The sequence below is a fragment of the Thermus thalpophilus genome (genome assembly GCF_022760915.1).
Lineage (GTDB): Bacteria > Deinococcota > Deinococci > Deinococcales > Thermaceae > Thermus > Thermus thalpophilus.
Window position 1 is genome coordinate 70,745 of record NZ_JAKTNS010000001.1, and the last position, 14,809, is coordinate 85,553.

Annotated in this window: 15 protein-coding genes; 10 read left to right on the plus strand and 5 right to left on the minus strand. The window is 66.9% G+C overall.

The window, feature by feature from the left end; all coding sequences use genetic code 11:
* Positions 1 to 109 precede the first annotated feature (109 nt).
* Positions 110 to 1,045 (plus strand): tRNA (guanosine(46)-N7)-methyltransferase TrmB, encoded by a 936-nt coding sequence (gene trmB / locus L0D17_RS00410; protein WP_243093409.1) that lies wholly within the window; start codon positions 110 to 112, stop codon positions 1,043 to 1,045.
* Positions 1,046 to 1,064: 19 nt separating this feature from the next.
* A complete protein-coding gene (locus tag L0D17_RS00415; RefSeq protein ID WP_071676822.1) occupies positions 1,065 to 2,135 on the plus strand; it encodes a cystathionine beta-lyase in 1,071 nt (356 codons plus the stop codon).
* A gap of 40 nt (positions 2,136 to 2,175) precedes the next feature.
* Here L0D17_RS00415 and L0D17_RS00420 read toward each other — a convergent pair whose 3' ends face one another.
* The gene (locus L0D17_RS00420) at positions 2,176 to 2,640 is read right to left on the minus strand and encodes an Hsp20/alpha crystallin family protein (protein WP_243093411.1); all 465 of its coding nucleotides are present in this window, start codon (positions 2,638 to 2,640) and stop codon (positions 2,176 to 2,178) included.
* 97 nt (positions 2,641 to 2,737) lie between these two features.
* Here L0D17_RS00420 and L0D17_RS00425 point away from each other — a divergent pair, with 97 nt between their 5' ends.
* The 3 genes from L0D17_RS00425 to L0D17_RS00435 are packed head-to-tail and all read left to right on the plus strand — an operon-like array spanning position 2,738 to position 4,793.
* Positions 2,738 to 3,430 (plus strand): sulfurtransferase, encoded by a 693-nt coding sequence (locus L0D17_RS00425; protein WP_243093413.1) that lies wholly within the window; start codon positions 2,738 to 2,740, stop codon positions 3,428 to 3,430.
* Positions 3,427 to 4,050: an MBL fold metallo-hydrolase gene (locus tag L0D17_RS00430; RefSeq protein WP_243093415.1), complete on the plus strand. Its 624-nt coding sequence runs from the start codon at positions 3,427 to 3,429 to the stop codon at positions 4,048 to 4,050. The genes L0D17_RS00425 and L0D17_RS00430 overlap by 4 nt, the downstream gene beginning before the upstream one ends.
* Complete coding sequence (locus L0D17_RS00435; protein WP_039455217.1) at positions 4,038 to 4,793, plus strand: zinc ribbon domain-containing protein; 756 nt, start codon at positions 4,038 to 4,040, stop codon at positions 4,791 to 4,793. Before L0D17_RS00430 ends, L0D17_RS00435 begins: the two co-directional genes overlap by 13 nt.
* Here L0D17_RS00435 and L0D17_RS00440 read toward each other — a convergent pair.
* Positions 4,790 to 5,218: an OsmC family protein gene (locus L0D17_RS00440; protein WP_243093417.1), complete on the minus strand. Its 429-nt coding sequence runs from the start codon at positions 5,216 to 5,218 to the stop codon at positions 4,790 to 4,792. The genes L0D17_RS00435 and L0D17_RS00440 overlap by 4 nt on opposite strands.
* A gap of 74 nt (positions 5,219 to 5,292) precedes the next feature.
* On the opposite strand from L0D17_RS00440, the gene L0D17_RS00445 reads away from it, so the two are divergent.
* The 5 genes from L0D17_RS00445 (at position 5,293) to truA (ending at position 10,495) form a co-directional block, all read left to right on the plus strand.
* A complete protein-coding gene (locus tag L0D17_RS00445) occupies positions 5,293 to 6,069 on the plus strand; it encodes an alkaline phosphatase family protein (RefSeq protein ID WP_243093418.1) in 777 nt (258 codons plus the stop codon).
* Between the two features lie 80 nt (positions 6,070 to 6,149).
* Positions 6,150 to 7,139: an iron ABC transporter substrate-binding protein gene (locus L0D17_RS00450; RefSeq protein WP_243093424.1), complete on the plus strand. Its 990-nt coding sequence runs from the start codon at positions 6,150 to 6,152 to the stop codon at positions 7,137 to 7,139.
* Complete coding sequence (locus L0D17_RS00455) at positions 7,140 to 8,693, plus strand: ABC transporter permease (RefSeq protein ID WP_243093425.1); 1,554 nt, start codon at positions 7,140 to 7,142, stop codon at positions 8,691 to 8,693.
* Positions 8,672 to 9,721 carry an ABC transporter ATP-binding protein gene (locus tag L0D17_RS00460; protein WP_243093427.1) on the plus strand — a complete coding sequence of 350 codons (1,050 nt, stop codon included), beginning with the start codon at positions 8,672 to 8,674 and terminating at the stop codon, positions 9,719 to 9,721. The genes L0D17_RS00455 and L0D17_RS00460 overlap by 22 nt, the downstream gene beginning before the upstream one ends.
* A 9-nt stretch (positions 9,722 to 9,730) precedes the next feature.
* Positions 9,731 to 10,495, plus strand: coding sequence for a tRNA pseudouridine(38-40) synthase TruA (gene truA / locus L0D17_RS00465; protein ID WP_243093429.1), 765 nt, complete (start codon positions 9,731 to 9,733; stop codon positions 10,493 to 10,495).
* Between the two features lie 40 nt (positions 10,496 to 10,535).
* Here truA and L0D17_RS00470 read toward each other — a convergent pair whose 3' ends face one another.
* The 3 genes from L0D17_RS00470 to L0D17_RS00480 form a co-directional block, all read right to left on the minus strand.
* Complete coding sequence (locus L0D17_RS00470; RefSeq protein ID WP_243093431.1) at positions 10,536 to 11,723, minus strand: ABC transporter permease; 1,188 nt, start codon at positions 11,721 to 11,723, stop codon at positions 10,536 to 10,538.
* A 9-nt stretch (positions 11,724 to 11,732) separates the two neighbouring features.
* Positions 11,733 to 12,743: an ABC transporter permease gene (locus L0D17_RS00475; protein WP_243093432.1), complete on the minus strand. Its 1,011-nt coding sequence runs from the start codon at positions 12,741 to 12,743 to the stop codon at positions 11,733 to 11,735.
* Between the two features lie 74 nt (positions 12,744 to 12,817).
* The gene (locus L0D17_RS00480; protein WP_243093434.1) at positions 12,818 to 14,698 is read right to left on the minus strand and encodes a peptide ABC transporter substrate-binding protein; all 1,881 of its coding nucleotides are present in this window, start codon (positions 14,696 to 14,698) and stop codon (positions 12,818 to 12,820) included.
* Positions 14,699 to 14,809 lie beyond the last annotated feature (111 nt).

Sequence of the window (14,809 nt, forward strand, 5' to 3'; positions counted from 1 at the left end):
GGCAAGCCTGTTTAAGCCCCCCTGGATGGGCATAATGGAAACACCCCCTTGGCTCTAGACTACTCCCCCCCTGTGAAAAGGGTTTGAAAAGGCCGTATAATGCCCCCTCGTGCTGGTGCGCCCCGCCCTCCTTCCCGCTTGGCCCCCCTCCCCCCGGGACCTCTTTGGCCGGGAAGGCCCCTTGGTGCTGGAGATCGGCTTCGGGGACGGGCGCTTCACCCTGGAGCTGGCCCAGGCCCACCCCGACTGGCTCATCCTGGGGGCCGAGGTTTCGGCGGCGAGCGTCCTACGGGCCTACAAGAAGATGCGCCGCCACGGGGTGGAAAAGGTGCGCCTTTACCACGGGGAAGGCCCCTTTGCCCTGCGGAACCTGGTGCCGGCGGGAGGCCTCGAGGCGGTCATCGTGAACTTCCCCGACCCCTGGCCCAAGAAGCGGCACCAGGAAAGGCGGCTTCTCCAGGAGGGCTTTTTCCGCAAACTTTCCACCCGGCTCAGGGAAGGAGGAAGCCTCCTCCTCACCACGGACCACGAGGGCTACTTCCGCTTCGCCCTGGAGGAGGCGGCCAAAACGGGGCTTTACCGGGTGGAGGTGAAGCCGCCCCCGGAGGCCCACCTGAGGACCAAGTACGCCCTCAAGTGGCGGGAGGCCGGGCGCCCCTTCTTCCACGCCGTCTTCACCAAGGTGGGGGAGGACCCCCACCCCTGGCCCCCCCTAAGGAGGTACGCCGTGGCCCACGCCCTACTGGAAGGAAACCTACCCGAAGCCCTGGAGCTAGGGAAAACCCCCGTGCCCCTCTCGGGCGGGGTGGCGGTGTTTTTGGAAACCGCCAAGGGGGAGAAGGGGTTTTACGTTCTCACCCACGTGGAGGAGGAGGACCTCACCCAAGACCTCCTCCTGGAGGTGCGGCCAAGCGCCCACGGGGTCTACGCCGGGGTGAGCCGCTTCGGGAGTCCCCTCATCACCGAGGGGGTGAAGGGGGCGGTGCGGGCTTTGGTGGAACGCTTGGAAGCCTTGGGCCTTAGGGTGGTCCAGGACCACACCTAGGCCCCGGTAAGATAAACCCATGACGCTACCCCCCCGCAAGGACTCCCTGAAGTGGGGCACCTACCCCGAGGACGTCTTGCCCCTTTGGGTGGCGGACATGGACTTCCCCGTGGCCGAGCCCATCGTGCGGGCCCTGAAGGAGCGGGCGGAAGGCTTTTTGGGCTACCCGCCCCGGGAGGGGGATTGGGAGCTCAAGGCCCTCCTCCTGGAGAGCACGGGCCTCGAGGGAGAGGTGGCCTTCCTGCCCGGGGTGGTGGTGGGGCTTTACGCCGCCGTGGCCGCCTTCACCGCCCCCGGGCAAGGGGTCTTGACCCAGCTTCCCATCTACCCCCCCTTCCTCGCCGCCATCCGCGAGCAGAAGCGCACCCTCCTGGCCAACCCCTTGCGGGAAACGGAGGAGGGCTACCGCCTGGACCTCCCCGGTTTGGAACGCCTGGCCTTCGCCAGCCGCCTCCTCCTCTTCTGCCACCCGCAAAACCCCACAGGCCGGGTCTTCACCGAGGAGGAGCTTTCCGCCCTGGCCGCCATCGCCCGCAAGCACGACCTCATCGTGGTTTCCGACGAACTCCACGCCCCCCTCACCTACGAAAGGCCCCACGTGCCCCTGGCCCGCTTCCTTCCCGAGCGTACCCTCACCCTCTTGGGCCCGGGCAAGGCCTACAACCTGGCGGGGCTCCCCATGGGGGCCGTGGTGGGGCCCAAGCCCTTGGTGGAAGCCCTGAAGCGCCACCTCCCCCACACCTTCCCCAACGTCCTCGCCATGGCCGCCTGGAAGGCGGCCCTAAGGGAAGGGGGGCCCTGGCTTCGGGAAACCCTGGCCCTCTTGAAGGCCAACCGGGAGCGGGTGGCCGCCTGGGCCAAGGAACTGGGCCTGGTCCACTTCCCCCCGGAGGGGACCTACCTGGCCTGGCTGGGCACGGGGATCCCCAAGGCCGCCGCCCACCTCCTTAAAGAGGCCCGGGTGGCCTTGAACCCCGGGGAGAGCTTCGGGGAAGGGTACGAGCGCTACGTGCGCCTCAACTTCGCCACCTACCCCGAGGTCCTGGAGGAGGCCTTAAAGCGGCTCGCCGAGGCCCTGCGGAAAGCCTAAGGCCCCCGGGGAAGCCCGGGGGCCTTAGCCCTTTAGGCCCTTACTGGACCACCTGGATGGGGATCCGCTTGGCCCGGGCCTCCGCCACCTTGGGCAGGGTGAGCCGGAGGATGCCGTGGCGGAACTCCGCCTTGGCCTCGTCCCCCTTGACCTCCACGGGAAGGGTGAAGGTGCGGACGAAGGAGCCGTGGGGGATCTCCTGGAGGTAGTAGCGGCGCGCCTGGGCATCCTGAGCCGGCTTCACCTGGCCCCGGATGGTGAGCTTGTTGCCCTCGAGGCTCACCTCCAAATCCTCCGGGGTGAGGCCCGGCACCGCCATCTCCAGGACCAAGGCCTCGTCCGTCTCGTAGAGGTCGGCGGGGGCCACGTAGGTCACCACGGGCCGGCCGAAGTCGCCCAAGACCTCCTCAAAGAGCCGGTTGGCCTCCTCCAGGAGGGAGAGGGGACCCCAGGTCCTAAAGGGCGTGATCTCCAGAGGACGAGCGTCCCTACGCACCAGGGCCATACTCATCACCTCCACTTACACTTATATCACTTGCGCCTTCCTTTGTCAAGTATCCTCATCCAAAGCGCCTACCCCTGCGCCCCCTATAATCAAGGGCATGGAGCTTCCCCAAAACGCCCTCTTCGTGGACACCCGGCCCCGGCCCGCCTACGAGGCCGGGCACCTCCCGGGGGCCCGCCACCTGGACCTCTCCGCGCCCAAGCTCCGCCTGCGGGAGGAGGCGGAGCTTAGGGCGCTGGAGGCGGGCCTCACCGAGCTTTTCCAAACCCTCGGCCTCCAAAGCCCCGTGGTCCTCTACGACGAGGGGCTCACGAGCCGGCTTTGCCGCACCGCCTTCTTCCTGGGGCTAGGGGGCCTCGAGGTGGAGCTTTGGACCGAGGGCTGGGAGCCCTACGCCACGGAGAAGGAGGAGCCCAAGCCCGAGCGGAGCCAAACCCAGGCCCGCCTGCGCCGCGACTGGCTCCTCACCGCCGACGAGGCCGCCCGTCACCCCCTCCTCCTGGACGTGCGGAGCCCCGAGGAGTTCCAGGGTAAGGTCCACCCCCCCTGCTGCCCCCGGGGGGGCCGCATCCCGGGAAGCCGAAACGCCCCCCTGGAGCTTTTCCTCAACCCCGAGGGGCTTTTGGAAAGGCTGGGCCTCGCCCCGGGCCAGGAGGTGGGGGTCTACTGCCACTCCGGGGCCCGGAGCGCCGTGGCCTTCTTCATCCTGCGAAGCCTCGGGGTGAAGGCCCGCAACTACCTCGGTTCCATGCACGAGTGGCTACAGGAGGGCCTCCCCACGGAGCCATGAAAGCCCACCGCCTGGTCTTAGGCCCCTTGGCGGAAAACGGCTACCTGGTGGAAACCCCCCAAGGGGCGGTCCTCATAGACCCTGGGGACGAGCCGGAGAAGATCCTGGCCCTCCTGGCCCAAAGGGGCCTCACCCCCAAGGCCATCCTCCTCACCCACGCCCACTTTGACCACGTGGGGGCGGTGGCCCCCTTGGTGGCGGCTTACGGCCTGCCCGTCTACCTCCACCCCCTGGACCTTCCCCTCTACGGGCGGGCCCAGGAGGTGGCGGCGGCCTGGGGCTTCGCCATCCCCAAACCCCCCTTGCCCGTGGAGCCCCTGGCGGAGGGGATGGAGCTTTTCGGCCTGCAGGTCCTCCATCTCCCGGGCCATAGCCCCGGGCACGTGGCCTTCCTGGACCCCGTGGGCCAGGCGGTGTATTCCGGGGACCTCCTCTTCCGGGGAAGCATCGGCCGCTACGACCTGCCGGGCTCGGAGCGGGAGGCCCTTTTCGCCTCCTTGAAACGCCTCCTTTCCCTGCCCCCCGAAACCCAGGTCCTCCCCGGGCACGGGCCTCCCACCACCTTGGCCCTGGAGGCCCGCACGAACCCCTTCCTCACGGGGTTAGAATGGGAAGCGTGAACGGGCCGGACGCTCCCCACCGGGGACAACTCGAGGCGCTCAAGGCCCTCTTCGGGCTCCAAGAAAAGGACTTGGAAATAGACAGGCTCAGGCAGGAGGCGGAAAGCCTCCCGGAGGAGCTCCTCGCCGTCAAAGCCCAAGTGGAGGCCCTGGAAGAGGAGCTAGCCGACCTCCTGGAGCGCCAGGCGGAGCTCAGGAAGGAGTACAACCGCCACAGCCTGGACATAGAAGACCTCACCGCCAAGGAAAAGCAGGCGGAGGCGGAGCAGCGCCAAGCCCAAAGCGCCCGGGAACAGACCCAGTACGAAAACCGCATCCAGCAGATTAAGGACCGCATCCGGGAGCTCCTGGAGCTTTCCACCCCCATCATGGAGGCCATGGAGAACCTGGAGGGCGAGATCGCCCGCCTCGAGGCGGAGCTCGCCCAGCTCAGACCCAAGCTGGAAGAACTCCTCGAGGCCAACCGGGTGCGGGTGGAGGCCCTCAAGGCGGAGATCGCCGCCCGCTTAGCGGAGCGGGAGGCCCTGGCCCAGGGCATCCCCGCCCCCGTCCTCAAGGAGTACGAGGCCATCCGCCGCGCCCGCAAGGGGATGGGCATCGTGCGCATGGCGCGGCAGGGACAGGTCTTCCGCTGCGAGGGGTGCAACGTGGTCCTGCCCACCCACGTGGCGCAAAAAGTGGTCCAGGGGCAGCTCACCCGCTGCCCCTCCTGCGGCCGCCTCCTTTGGAAGGGGGAGGCCTAGACCAGCCTGGCCTGGAGGGTGATCTCCTTCACTCCCGCCAGGGCGCGGGAAACCGGGCAACCCTCCTTGGCCGCCTGGGCGATTTCTTGGAACTTCTCCGGGCTAATCCCGGGCACCTCCGCCTCGGTCAGGAGCTCAATCCGGGTGAGGGTAGGCCTTCCCTCCACCATCTCCAAGTGTACCCTGGCCTCGGTGGAAACCCGTTTGGGGGTAAACCCCTCCCGCTCCAGGCTGGCGGCCAGGGCCATGGAGAAGCAACCCGCATGGGCCGCGGCGATGAGCTCCTCCGGGTTCGTGCCCTCGCCCTCCTCAAAGCGGGAGGGGAAAGAATAAGGCCCCTCAAAGGCCTGGCTCTGGAGCCGCATGATACCCTTGCCCTGGCGGAGACCGCCTTCCCATACCGCACTCGCCTTACGCACCGGCATCGCTTTCCCTCCGGCTCCAGATTACCCAAAAACCCGGGGCGCATAGAAAGGCAAGGCACCTTTACACTGGCCTTGTGCTCTTCCTCTTCGTGGATGGCCTGGGCCTAGGGGAGGCGCTCAAAGACCTCTTCCCCCTCCTCCTGGACCTCTCCCCCAGACCCCTGGACGCCACCCTTGGCGTGGAGGGCCTGCCCCAGTCGGGCACGGGGCAGACCGCCCTCCTCACCGGGATCAACGCCGCCCGGCTCCTCGGCCACCACCAGGGGCCCTTCCCGAGCCCCAGGCTTAAGCCCCTCCTCCGGCGAAGCCTCTACGCCTGGGCCCGGGAAAAGGGCCTAAACGTCCTCCACGCCAACGCCTACCGGCCGGAGTACCTCAAGCGGGCCACGGGAGGCCGAAGGGAGATGCTTTCCGCCTTCGCCCAGGCGGCGAGGCTCGCCGGCCTCCCCCTCCTCCCCCTGGGCCACCCCCTGGCCCTGCCCCCCGCCTTCTGGGAAGACCCCTACGGCATGGGCGCGCGGGCAGCGGCCTTGGCCCGGGCTTGGGACCTGGTGGTCCTGGAGTACTGGGCCTTGGACCTGGCGGCCCACCGCGCCCCCGAAACCTTGCCCGAGCGCTTCCGGGAGCTTTCCCTCTTCCTCAAGGGCTTCCTGGCCGAAGGAGGAGAGCTTCTCCTCACCTCGGACCACGGCAACGCCGAGGAGCCCTGGCACCCTCGGCACACCCGAAACCCCGTGCCCCTGGTCTACACCGGGGAAGCCCCCTTTTGGCCCACGAACCTGACCGGGGTCTTTCCCTTGTTGCGAGCAATTATCGCTCCTAAATATTTGAAATCCGACCGGAATACTTGACTTTCTCCCCAGGATGGGCTAGCCTACCCAGGCAGAGGGCGCCCTCGCCCCCCCGGAGGCTTCCGGGAGAAGGAGGCAGGATGCGAAAGAGAACTTGGCTCGTGCTAATCGGCTTAACCGCCTTGACCCTAGCCCAGGCCCAGACCCTCACCATCTACTCTGGCCGGGGCCAAAGCCTGGTGGAACCCCTAATCAAGCAGTTTCAGGAGGAAACGGGGATCCGGGTCCAGGTGCGCTACGGTTCCGACGCCCAGATCCTGGCCGCCTTGCAGGAGGAAGGAAGCCGCTCCCCGGCAGACCTCTTCTGGGCCAACACCGCCGGGGCCTTGGGCCAGGCGGCGTCCCGGGGGCTTCTTAGGCCCTTGGGGGAAACCCTCCTCAAGCAGCCCCTGGCCTTCGTGCCCGCTTCCAAGACCTGGGTGCCGGTGACCGTGCGCCTTAGGGTGCTGGCCTATAACCCCCAGAAGTTCAAGCCGGAGGAGCTGCCGCAAAGCCTTCTAGACCTCCCCCGCTTCGCCCAGGAGAAGGGCCTCCAGGGCCGGGTGGGCTGGACCCCCACCTACTCCAGCTTCCAGGACATGGTGGCGGGGATGATCGCCCTGTACGGGGAAGCCCGGACCCGGGAGTGGCTTTTGGCCATGAAGGCCCTGAACCCCAAGGCCTACGCCTCCAACCCCGCCATGCTGGACGCCATCCGGGCGGGGGAGGTGGACCTGGGCTCCACCAACCACTACTACGTGGTCCGCTTCCGCCGGGCCGGGTACAACCTGGGCATGCACCACTTCCAAGACGGGGACGTGGGCAACCTGGCCTTGGTCACGGGGGCGGGGATCCTCAAAACCTCCAAGAACCTGGTGGCCGCCAACCGCTTCCTCACCTACCTCCTTTCCCCCAAGGGGCAGCAGTACTTTGTGGGCAACGTGGGGGAGTACCCCTTGGTGAAAGGCGTGGTGGTGGACCCCAACCTGCTCCCCTTGGACCAGGCCCTGCGGAAAAGCCCCAAGCTGGACTTTGAGCGCCTACCCCTGGACCAAGCCCTGAAGCTCCTGCGCGACCTGGGCATCTTGTAGATGGTCCGGCCTCGAGGCCTCCACCACCTGCCCGGGCTTTTGCCCTTCCTGGTGCCCGCCCTCCTCACGGGGGGCGGGGTGGCCTTGCCCTTGGCCTACCTGGTCCTGCGGGCCCTGGAGGCCGACCCCGGCGCCCTCCAAGAAATCCTCCTTCGCCCCAAAAACCTGGAGCTCCTCCGCAACACCCTGGCCCTCCTCGTGGGGGTCCTGGCCCTCACCACCCTCCTCGCCCTGCCCCTCGCCTTCCTCACCACCCGCACCGACCTCAAGGGCAAGCGCTTGTTTTCCCTCCTCCTCACCCTGCCCCTGGCCGTCCCGGGGTACGTGGGGGCTTACGTCCTCCTGGCCGCCACCGGCCCGGGGGGCATCCTGCCCTTGCCCCGCCTCGAGGGGTACGTGGGGGCCCTTTTCGTCCTTTCCTTCATCACCTACCCCTACCTCTTCCTCTCCTTGCGCGCCGCCTTTTTGGGCCTGGACCCCGCCTTGGAGGAGGCGGCGAGGACCCTGGGGATGGGCCCTTGGCGGGCCTTCTTCCGGGCCGCTTTCCCCCAGCTTCTGCCCGCCTTGCTCTCGGGCTACCTGGTGGTGGGCCTCCACGTCCTGGGAGACTTCGGCACGGTGAGCCTTCTGCGCTACGAAACCTTCTCCTACGCCATCTACCTGCAATATAGCGCCGCCTTTGACCGGGTGTACGCCGCCTGGCTGGCCCTGCTGCTCCTCCTTCTCACCGGGGGGCTTTTGTGGCTGGAGGGCCTTCTCCTCCGCCGCCTCACCCTGGCCCGCACCGGAAAGGGAGCAAGCCGGCGCCATCGGCCCCTCCATCTTGGGCCCCTTGCCCCCTTGGGCTACGCCCTAGCCCTCCTCCCCCCTCTTGTCGCCTTGGCCCTTCCCCTCTATGCCCTCTTCCACCTGGCCCGCCGCTTTCCCCAGGAGGGGCTTAGCGGGCTTTGGGAGGCTTTAGGGCATTCCGCCTTGGCCGCGGCCCCTGCCGCCTTCTTGGCCGTGGGGATGGCCCTGCCCTTGGCCTACCTGGCGGTGCGCCTTCCCTCCCCCGCCTCCCGCTTCCTGGAGCGCCTGGCCTACCTGGGGTACGCCATCCCCCCCTTGGCCTTCGCCCTGGCCTGGATCTTCTTCAGCCTCCGGAGCCTTCCCTTCCTCTACGGCACCCTGCCCCTTTTGGTCCTGGTCCTCGCCTTCCACTTCCTGGCGGAGAGCCTGGGCCCGGTGCGGGGAGCGCTTTTCCAGGTGCCAAGGCGCTTGGAGGAAGCGGCGAGGACCTTGGGGGAAACCCCCACGGGGGCCTTCTTCCGGGTCACCTTCCCCCTCCTTTGGCGGGGGGCGGTGGCGGGGGGAGCCTTGGCCTTCATCGGGGCGGTGAAGGAACTCCCCATCACCCTCCTCCTGGCCCCCATGGGCTACGCCACCTTGGCCACCCGGGTTTTCAGCTACACTCAAGAGGCCATGTTCGCTGAGGCCGCCCCCTTCGCCCTCCTCATCGCCCTTCTTTCGGCGGCCTTTGTGGGGGTGCTGCTTTGGACCGAGCGCCGCTTTTAGCCCTAAAGGGCATCCGCAAACGCTTCGGGGAGCACGAGGTGCTGAAGGGAATAGACCTCGCCGTCTACCCCGGGGAGATCCTGGCCTTGCTTGGGCCTTCGGGCTGCGGCAAGACCACCCTCCTTAGGGTCATCGCCGGCCTGGAAAGCCCCGACGGGGGAAGGGTAGTTCTGGAGGGCCAAGACATCACCCACCTTCCCCCAGAAAGGCGGGGCATCGGCTTCGTCTTCCAGGACTACGCCCTCTTTCCCCACCTCACCGCCTTGGGCAACGTGGCCTTCGGGCTCAAGGGGAAAGACCGCCTGCTCCGGGCGCAGAAGGCCCTGGAACGGGTGGGCATGACCCTCTTCCAGCACCGCAAGCCCCAGGAGCTTTCCGGCGGGCAACAGCAGCGGGTGGCCTTGGCCCGGGCCCTGGCCCCCGGCCCCAAGCTGGTCCTCCTGGACGAGCCCTTCTCCAGCCTGGACGCAAGCCTCCGGGCCGCCACCCGGGAAGAGGTGCGCAAGGTGCTCAAGGAAACGGGCACCACCGCCCTCCTGGTCACCCACGACCAGGAGGAGGCCCTCTCCTTCGCCGACCGCCTGGGGGTGATGCGGGACGGGAGGCTTTTGCAGGTGGGCACCCCCGAGGAGGTCTACCTCCGGCCCAAGACCCCCTTTGTGGCCCAGTTCCTCGGGCGCACCAACCTCCTTTCCGGGGAGGGGAAGGGGCGCTACGCTGAAACCTGCCTTGGCCCCGTGGCCTTGGCCGAGCCCGCCCACGGACCTCTTCTCCTTTCCCTGCGCCCCGAGGCCCTGCGGCTCGCCCCCCCGGAGGAGGGCAGGGCCTTGGGCCGGGTGGTGGCCCGGGAGTTCAAGGGGCACGACCTCACCTACCGGGTGCGCCTCCTGGCCCCGGAGCGGGAGGTCCTGGTGCAAGAGGGGCCGGAAAGCCCCTTCCGGGTGGGGGATGTGGTGGCGGTACAGGTGGTGGGGGAAGGGGTGGCCTTGGAAGGCCAAAGCCCCAAGGCCCCCGTGGGCACCGACTAAGCTTAGGGCGTGCGCCGCATCCTCCTCCTCGCCGAATACGACGGCACCCACTTCGCCGGGCTCCAGCGGCAACGGGAGGGCTTGCGCACGGTGCAGGGGGAGCTGGAGAAGGTCCTTCCCGCCATCGGGGCCCTCCCCAAGGCGGTGGCCGCCGGCCGCACCGACGCCGGGGTCCACGCCCTGGCCATGCCCTTCCACGTGGACCTGCAAGGCCGCATCCCCGTGGAAAGGATCCCCGAGGCCCTAAACCGCCTCCTCCCCGAGGACCTCAAGGTGCATGGCGCCAGGGAGGTGGCGAGGGACTTCCACGCCCGCAAGGATGCCCTGTGGCGCGCCTACCGCTACCGGGTCCTCTTAAGGCCCTATCCCTCGCCCCTTCTCCGCCACCGGGCCCTTTGGCTCCGGCACCCCTTGGACCTAAAGGCCGTGGAGGAGGCTCTTCCCCTTCTCCTTGGGCGGCACAACTTCCTGGGCTTCGCCAAGGAGGAGGTGCGGGAAGGGGTAAGGGAGCTCTTGGAGGCCAGGCTCTCGGTGGTGGAGGGGGAGGGGGGCCTCGAGGTCCATTTCTACTTCCGGGGCACCGCCTTCCTCCGGGGCCAGGTGCGGGGCATGGTGGGAACGCTTCTGGAAGTGGGCCTGGGCAAACGCTCCCCGGAAAGCCTAAAGACCATACTACAAACCCAAGACCGCCGCCTCGCCGGCCCCTCCGCCCCACCCCACGGGCTTTACTTCGTGGAGGCGGCCTACCCGGAAGACCGCCTTACCCCGAAGTGAAAAGGGGCCGGGGGCGCCCGGCCCCATTTTCCGGAGATGGCTAGAGCCGGCTCCGCGGGTCCAGGGCGTCCCGCAGGCCGTCCCCCAGGTAGTTAAAGGCCAAGACGGTGATGAAGATCATGAAGCCCGGGGGGAGGGCCAGCCACGGGGCGGTGAAGATGTACTCCTGGGCGTTGGTCAGCATGTTGCCCCAGGTGGCCACCGGGGGCTGGATGCCAAAGCCCAGGAAGGAAAGCGCCGCCTCCACCAAAATGGCCCCGCCGATCTGCAAGGTAGCCTGGACGATGAGGGGGGCCAGGGTGTTGGGCACCAAGTGGCGGAACATGATGCGGGCGTCCGTGGCCCCCAGGGCCTGGGCGGCGGTGGCGTAGTCTTGCTCCCGCAGGGAGAGGATGTTCCCCCGCACCAGCCTCGCCGTGCCCAGCCAGCCGAAAAGCACCAGGATGGTGATGATGATGAAGACGCTCGCCGCATCCCCAAACACCCCTTGCGCCCACTGCCCCACCTTGACCCCAGGGTCCCGCAGGAGGGCGGAAAGCACCAGGAGCAAAGGCAAGGTGGGGATGGTCAGCATGAAGTCAATGAGGCGGCTGATGGCCACGTCCAGGTCCAGCCGGATCTGCCCCTTAAGCCCATACCAGGCGGCCCAGAGCACCAGGGCCAAGGTGAGCCCAAAGCCCAGGTAGCTCCCCACGCTTCCCGCCCGGATGCCGTCTTGGGCCAAGGCCCAGGCGATGGAAAGGACCAGGTAAAGCACCCCGTAGTAGAGGAACCAGGAAACCACCCGCCAAAGGGCGAAGCTCCAAGGGTAAAACCCCTCCCGCTCCCGGCGCAAAGGGCCCAGGTAAAAGCGCAAGGGGCGCCCGGAGAAGTAGCCCGCCAGCGTGCCCATAATGGTCCCCAGGATCACGCTGGAAAAGGCCACGGCGAAGCCCACCAAAAGGGAGATGCGGGAGCCGTAGATGATGCGGGAAAGCACGTCCCGCCCCAGGTCGTCGGTGCCCAAGGGGTGCTCCCGGGAGGGGGGGTTGAAGTAGTACTGGCCCACGTCCTCCCCCGTGGGCTGGGCCGTGGGGTCATACGGGGCCAGCCAGGGGGCGAAGATGGCCATCAGGATGAGGAGGACGATGACCACCAAGCCGGCCATGGCCATCTTGTGCCGCCGCAAGCGGCGCCAGAAGAGGCCGAAGAAGGTCCTGGGTTTAGCGGATGCGGTCGCGGTCGCCATGGTTCACCTCTAGCTGTAGCGAATGCGGGGGTCCACCACCGCGTAGGCAAGGTCCGCCAACAGGTTGAAAAGGGCGGTCATCAAGGCCAAGAAGGCCAAGGCGGCCATGGCCACGTTGTAGTCCTTCTCCACCAAGGCGTCAAAGATGGCCCGTCCCATGCCCGGGTAGCTGAAGATGGTCTCGGTGATGGTGGCCCCACCCAAAACCCCCGGGATGGCCAAGCCCACCAGGGTGACGATGGGAATAAGGGCGTTCCGAAGCGCGTGCTTGTAGAGGACCACCCGCTCGGAAAGCCCCTTGGCCCGGGCGGTGCGGATGTAGTCCTGGGAGAGGACCTCCAAGAGGGAAGCCCGCATGAAGCGGGTCCACTCCGCCATCTGCAAGGAGGAAAGGGCGATGACGGGCAGGATCAGGTGCCAAGCCCACTGGCCAATAAACTCCCAAAGGCTCACCGCCCCCGAGCGCACGTCCTCCCACAAAACCCCCGGCACCCCCCCCGTGGGGAAGCGGGGAAAGCCCGGGATGTGGTCGGGCAGCCAGATGGCGAAGAGGTAAAGGAGGAGGATGCCCAGGAAGAACACCGGCATGGAAAACCCCACGAAAGACAGAAAGGTGATGACGTAGTCGGCCACAGAGTACTGGCGGACAGCGGAAAACACCCCCACGGGGATGGCCACCAGCAAGGCCAGGGTGAGGGCCAAGCCCGAGAGGAGTAGGGTCTTGGGTAGCCGCTGGACGAAGATGTACTCCGCCGCCGGAATACCGTAGGTGCGGCTATAGCCCAAGTCCCCCTGCACGGCGCGGGAAAGCCACTTGAAGTAGCGGATGTGAAGGGGCTTGTCCAGGCCGTAGGCCCGCTTCAAGGCCTCAAACTGCTCCGCGGTCATACGGGGGTTCTGCCGCTTGAGCTCCTCCAAAGGGTCCCCCGGCTGCAGGGCCAAAAGGGCGTAGATCACCACGCTGGCCGCCAGGAGCAAAGGGATCATCTGCAAAAGCCTGCGCACCGTGTAGGCAAACACCGTTGTACCTCCCGTTTATGGCACTAAAAAGCCCGCTGGGGCTAACCCCAGCGGGCCCCACTATACCACCCAGGCTACTTGATGGAAAGGGCGTACTTCGCCTGGTCCCACTTCTTCACGGCCCCGCGGCTGGCCCAGCCGATTTCCCAGGCGTTCCAGCCGGGGTAGCCGAAGCCGCCGGCGTAGGCGCTGGCCACGTAGTTCACGAGGCCCTGGCGCACCACGTAGGGGTTGGCGCGGAAGTAGAGGGGCAGGGCGGGAAGCTCCTCGGCCCAGATCTCCTGCGCCCGGGCGAAGAGCTGCTTCCTGCGGGCCTCGTCAAACTCCAGCACCGCCTGGCTGGTCAAGCGGTCAAACTCGTCGTTGCGCCAGCCGCCGATGTTCTGGCCCTGGTAGTTGTTTTCCTTGGTGGGCACCATGATGGCCCCGGTGTTCAGGTTCTTGTACTGGAAGAGGCCGCCATCTTCTTGGAGGCTGGACACCCAGGCGAACTCAAACATCCCCGTCCACTTGCACTCGGAGGCGCGCTGGATGTAGTCGTCGGAGAAGACCACGGCGGAGGGAGCGTTGTTGATCTTGACGGCGATGCCGATCTTCTTCAGGTCCTCGGCGAAGAACTGCTGCGTGCGCTCGCGGATGGCGTTGCCGGCGGTGGTCACGTACTCAATCTCAAAGCGCACGGTGCGCCCGCCCACGGTGCGCTGCAGGATGCCATCCGGGCCCTTGCGCCAGCCCATCTCAGCCAGGAGGGCCTCTGCCTTCTTCAGGTCAAACTCGTACTTCCGGACGTTGGGGTTGAAGAGGGGGTTGACGGGGGCAATCCAGGTGTGGGCCACGGGCTGAAGCCCGTCAAAGAAGGCCTTCACCAGCCCCTCGCGGTTCAGGGCGTGGAGGATGGCCTGCCGGGTGCGCTTGTCGTTCAGGCCCAGGTCGCGCACGGTCTGGCAGTTCTCAAACTTGTTGATGTCAATGTGCTCCCAGATGGCCCCGGGCACGAACCAGATGTCAAAGCGGCCGGGGGCACGGGAGGTGAGCTGGCGGCTCCTGGCCTGGTCAAAGGTGAGGGAAACGCTGGAGGTAGCGTCAATGGACCCGCCGATCACCGCCACCAAAAGGGAGTTGGTGTTCTGGATGAAGCGGTAGACCACCTTCTGCACGTAGCGGCTCTCCCCACCTTCCGGCTTGATGGGGAAGTTGGGGTTCCGCTCCATCTCCACGGAGTTGCCCGGCACCCAGCGCTTGAGCTTAAAGGGCCCGGAGTACACCATGGCCCCCCGGTTCAGGGCCTGGGGCGTAGAGAACTTGAGGAAGAAGTTGCGGTAAAGCTCGTTGAGCTTCTCCGCGTCCTTGTCGGGGTCCAGGTTGCGGGCCGCCGCCTTCACCTTCTCCCACTCTGCGCCCATGATGTGCTTGGGAGCATAGCCGATGGGGGAGCCGTAGGTGCCGCCGTAGGTGTCGTAGTAGTAGGCGGGCTCAAAGATAACGGTGAAGTTCCGGGCATCCTTTACCTTTAGGCTTACCCGCTCCCAGTAGTCGGGGTTCAGGACGGGCATCCCCTTGGCCTTGCCCACCTCAAAGTAGAACTGCACGTCCTCGGTGGTGATGGGCTTGCCGTCGGACCAGCGGGCGTCTGGGCGGATGGTGAGGTCCATCTCCAGCCGCTTCTTGCCCCCGCCGATGTCCGTCACCCGCAAGCGCCCGTTCTGCTGGGTGGGCACCTCGGTGGCCAGAACGGGGAAGTTCTGGCTGTCGGCGTTAAAGCCGATGAAGGGGGCGAAGAGATAGCCCTCAATCTCGCTCTTGATGGCCTGGTTGGAGATGATGGAGAGGAAGTCCCCCGCCAGCACCCGGGGTTCCTGGGAAGCCCCGATGACCAAGCTGTTGTCCTGGGGCCCCGCCAGGGCTAGCCCCATGGCGGTTAAACCGAGTACAGCCAGTTTGCCTAGTTTCCTCATACTGCCTCCTTTCGTGTGTGCGGCACTCTCCTTAGTGGCCGAGGTCATTATACGGCGCCCATTCTGGGGGTCAATGGGGTAAAGGTAAAGGGGCCTGAAACCAGGCCCCCC

Excerpts from the sequence above, each read along its gene's own strand:
- L0D17_RS00415 (WP_071676822.1), top strand. The coding sequence starts at position 1,065 with ATGACGCTACCCCCCCGCAAGGACTCCCTGAAGTGGGGCACCTACCCC.
- L0D17_RS00420 (WP_243093411.1), bottom strand. The coding sequence starts at position 2,640 with ATGGCCCTGGTGCGTAGGGACGCTCGTCCTCTGGAGATCACGCCCTTT.
- L0D17_RS00425 (WP_243093413.1), top strand. The coding sequence starts at position 2,738 with ATGGAGCTTCCCCAAAACGCCCTCTTCGTGGACACCCGGCCCCGGCCC.
- L0D17_RS00430 (WP_243093415.1), top strand. The coding sequence starts at position 3,427 with ATGAAAGCCCACCGCCTGGTCTTAGGCCCCTTGGCGGAAAACGGCTAC.
- L0D17_RS00435 (WP_039455217.1), top strand. The coding sequence starts at position 4,038 with ATGGGAAGCGTGAACGGGCCGGACGCTCCCCACCGGGGACAACTCGAG.
- L0D17_RS00440 (WP_243093417.1), bottom strand. The coding sequence starts at position 5,218 with ATGCCGGTGCGTAAGGCGAGTGCGGTATGGGAAGGCGGTCTCCGCCAG.
- L0D17_RS00450 (WP_243093424.1), top strand. The coding sequence starts at position 6,150 with ATGCGAAAGAGAACTTGGCTCGTGCTAATCGGCTTAACCGCCTTGACC.
- L0D17_RS00455 (WP_243093425.1), top strand. The coding sequence starts at position 7,140 with ATGGTCCGGCCTCGAGGCCTCCACCACCTGCCCGGGCTTTTGCCCTTC.
- L0D17_RS00470 (WP_243093431.1), bottom strand. The coding sequence starts at position 11,723 with ATGGCGACCGCGACCGCATCCGCTAAACCCAGGACCTTCTTCGGCCTC.
- L0D17_RS00480 (WP_243093434.1), bottom strand. The coding sequence starts at position 14,698 with ATGAGGAAACTAGGCAAACTGGCTGTACTCGGTTTAACCGCCATGGGG.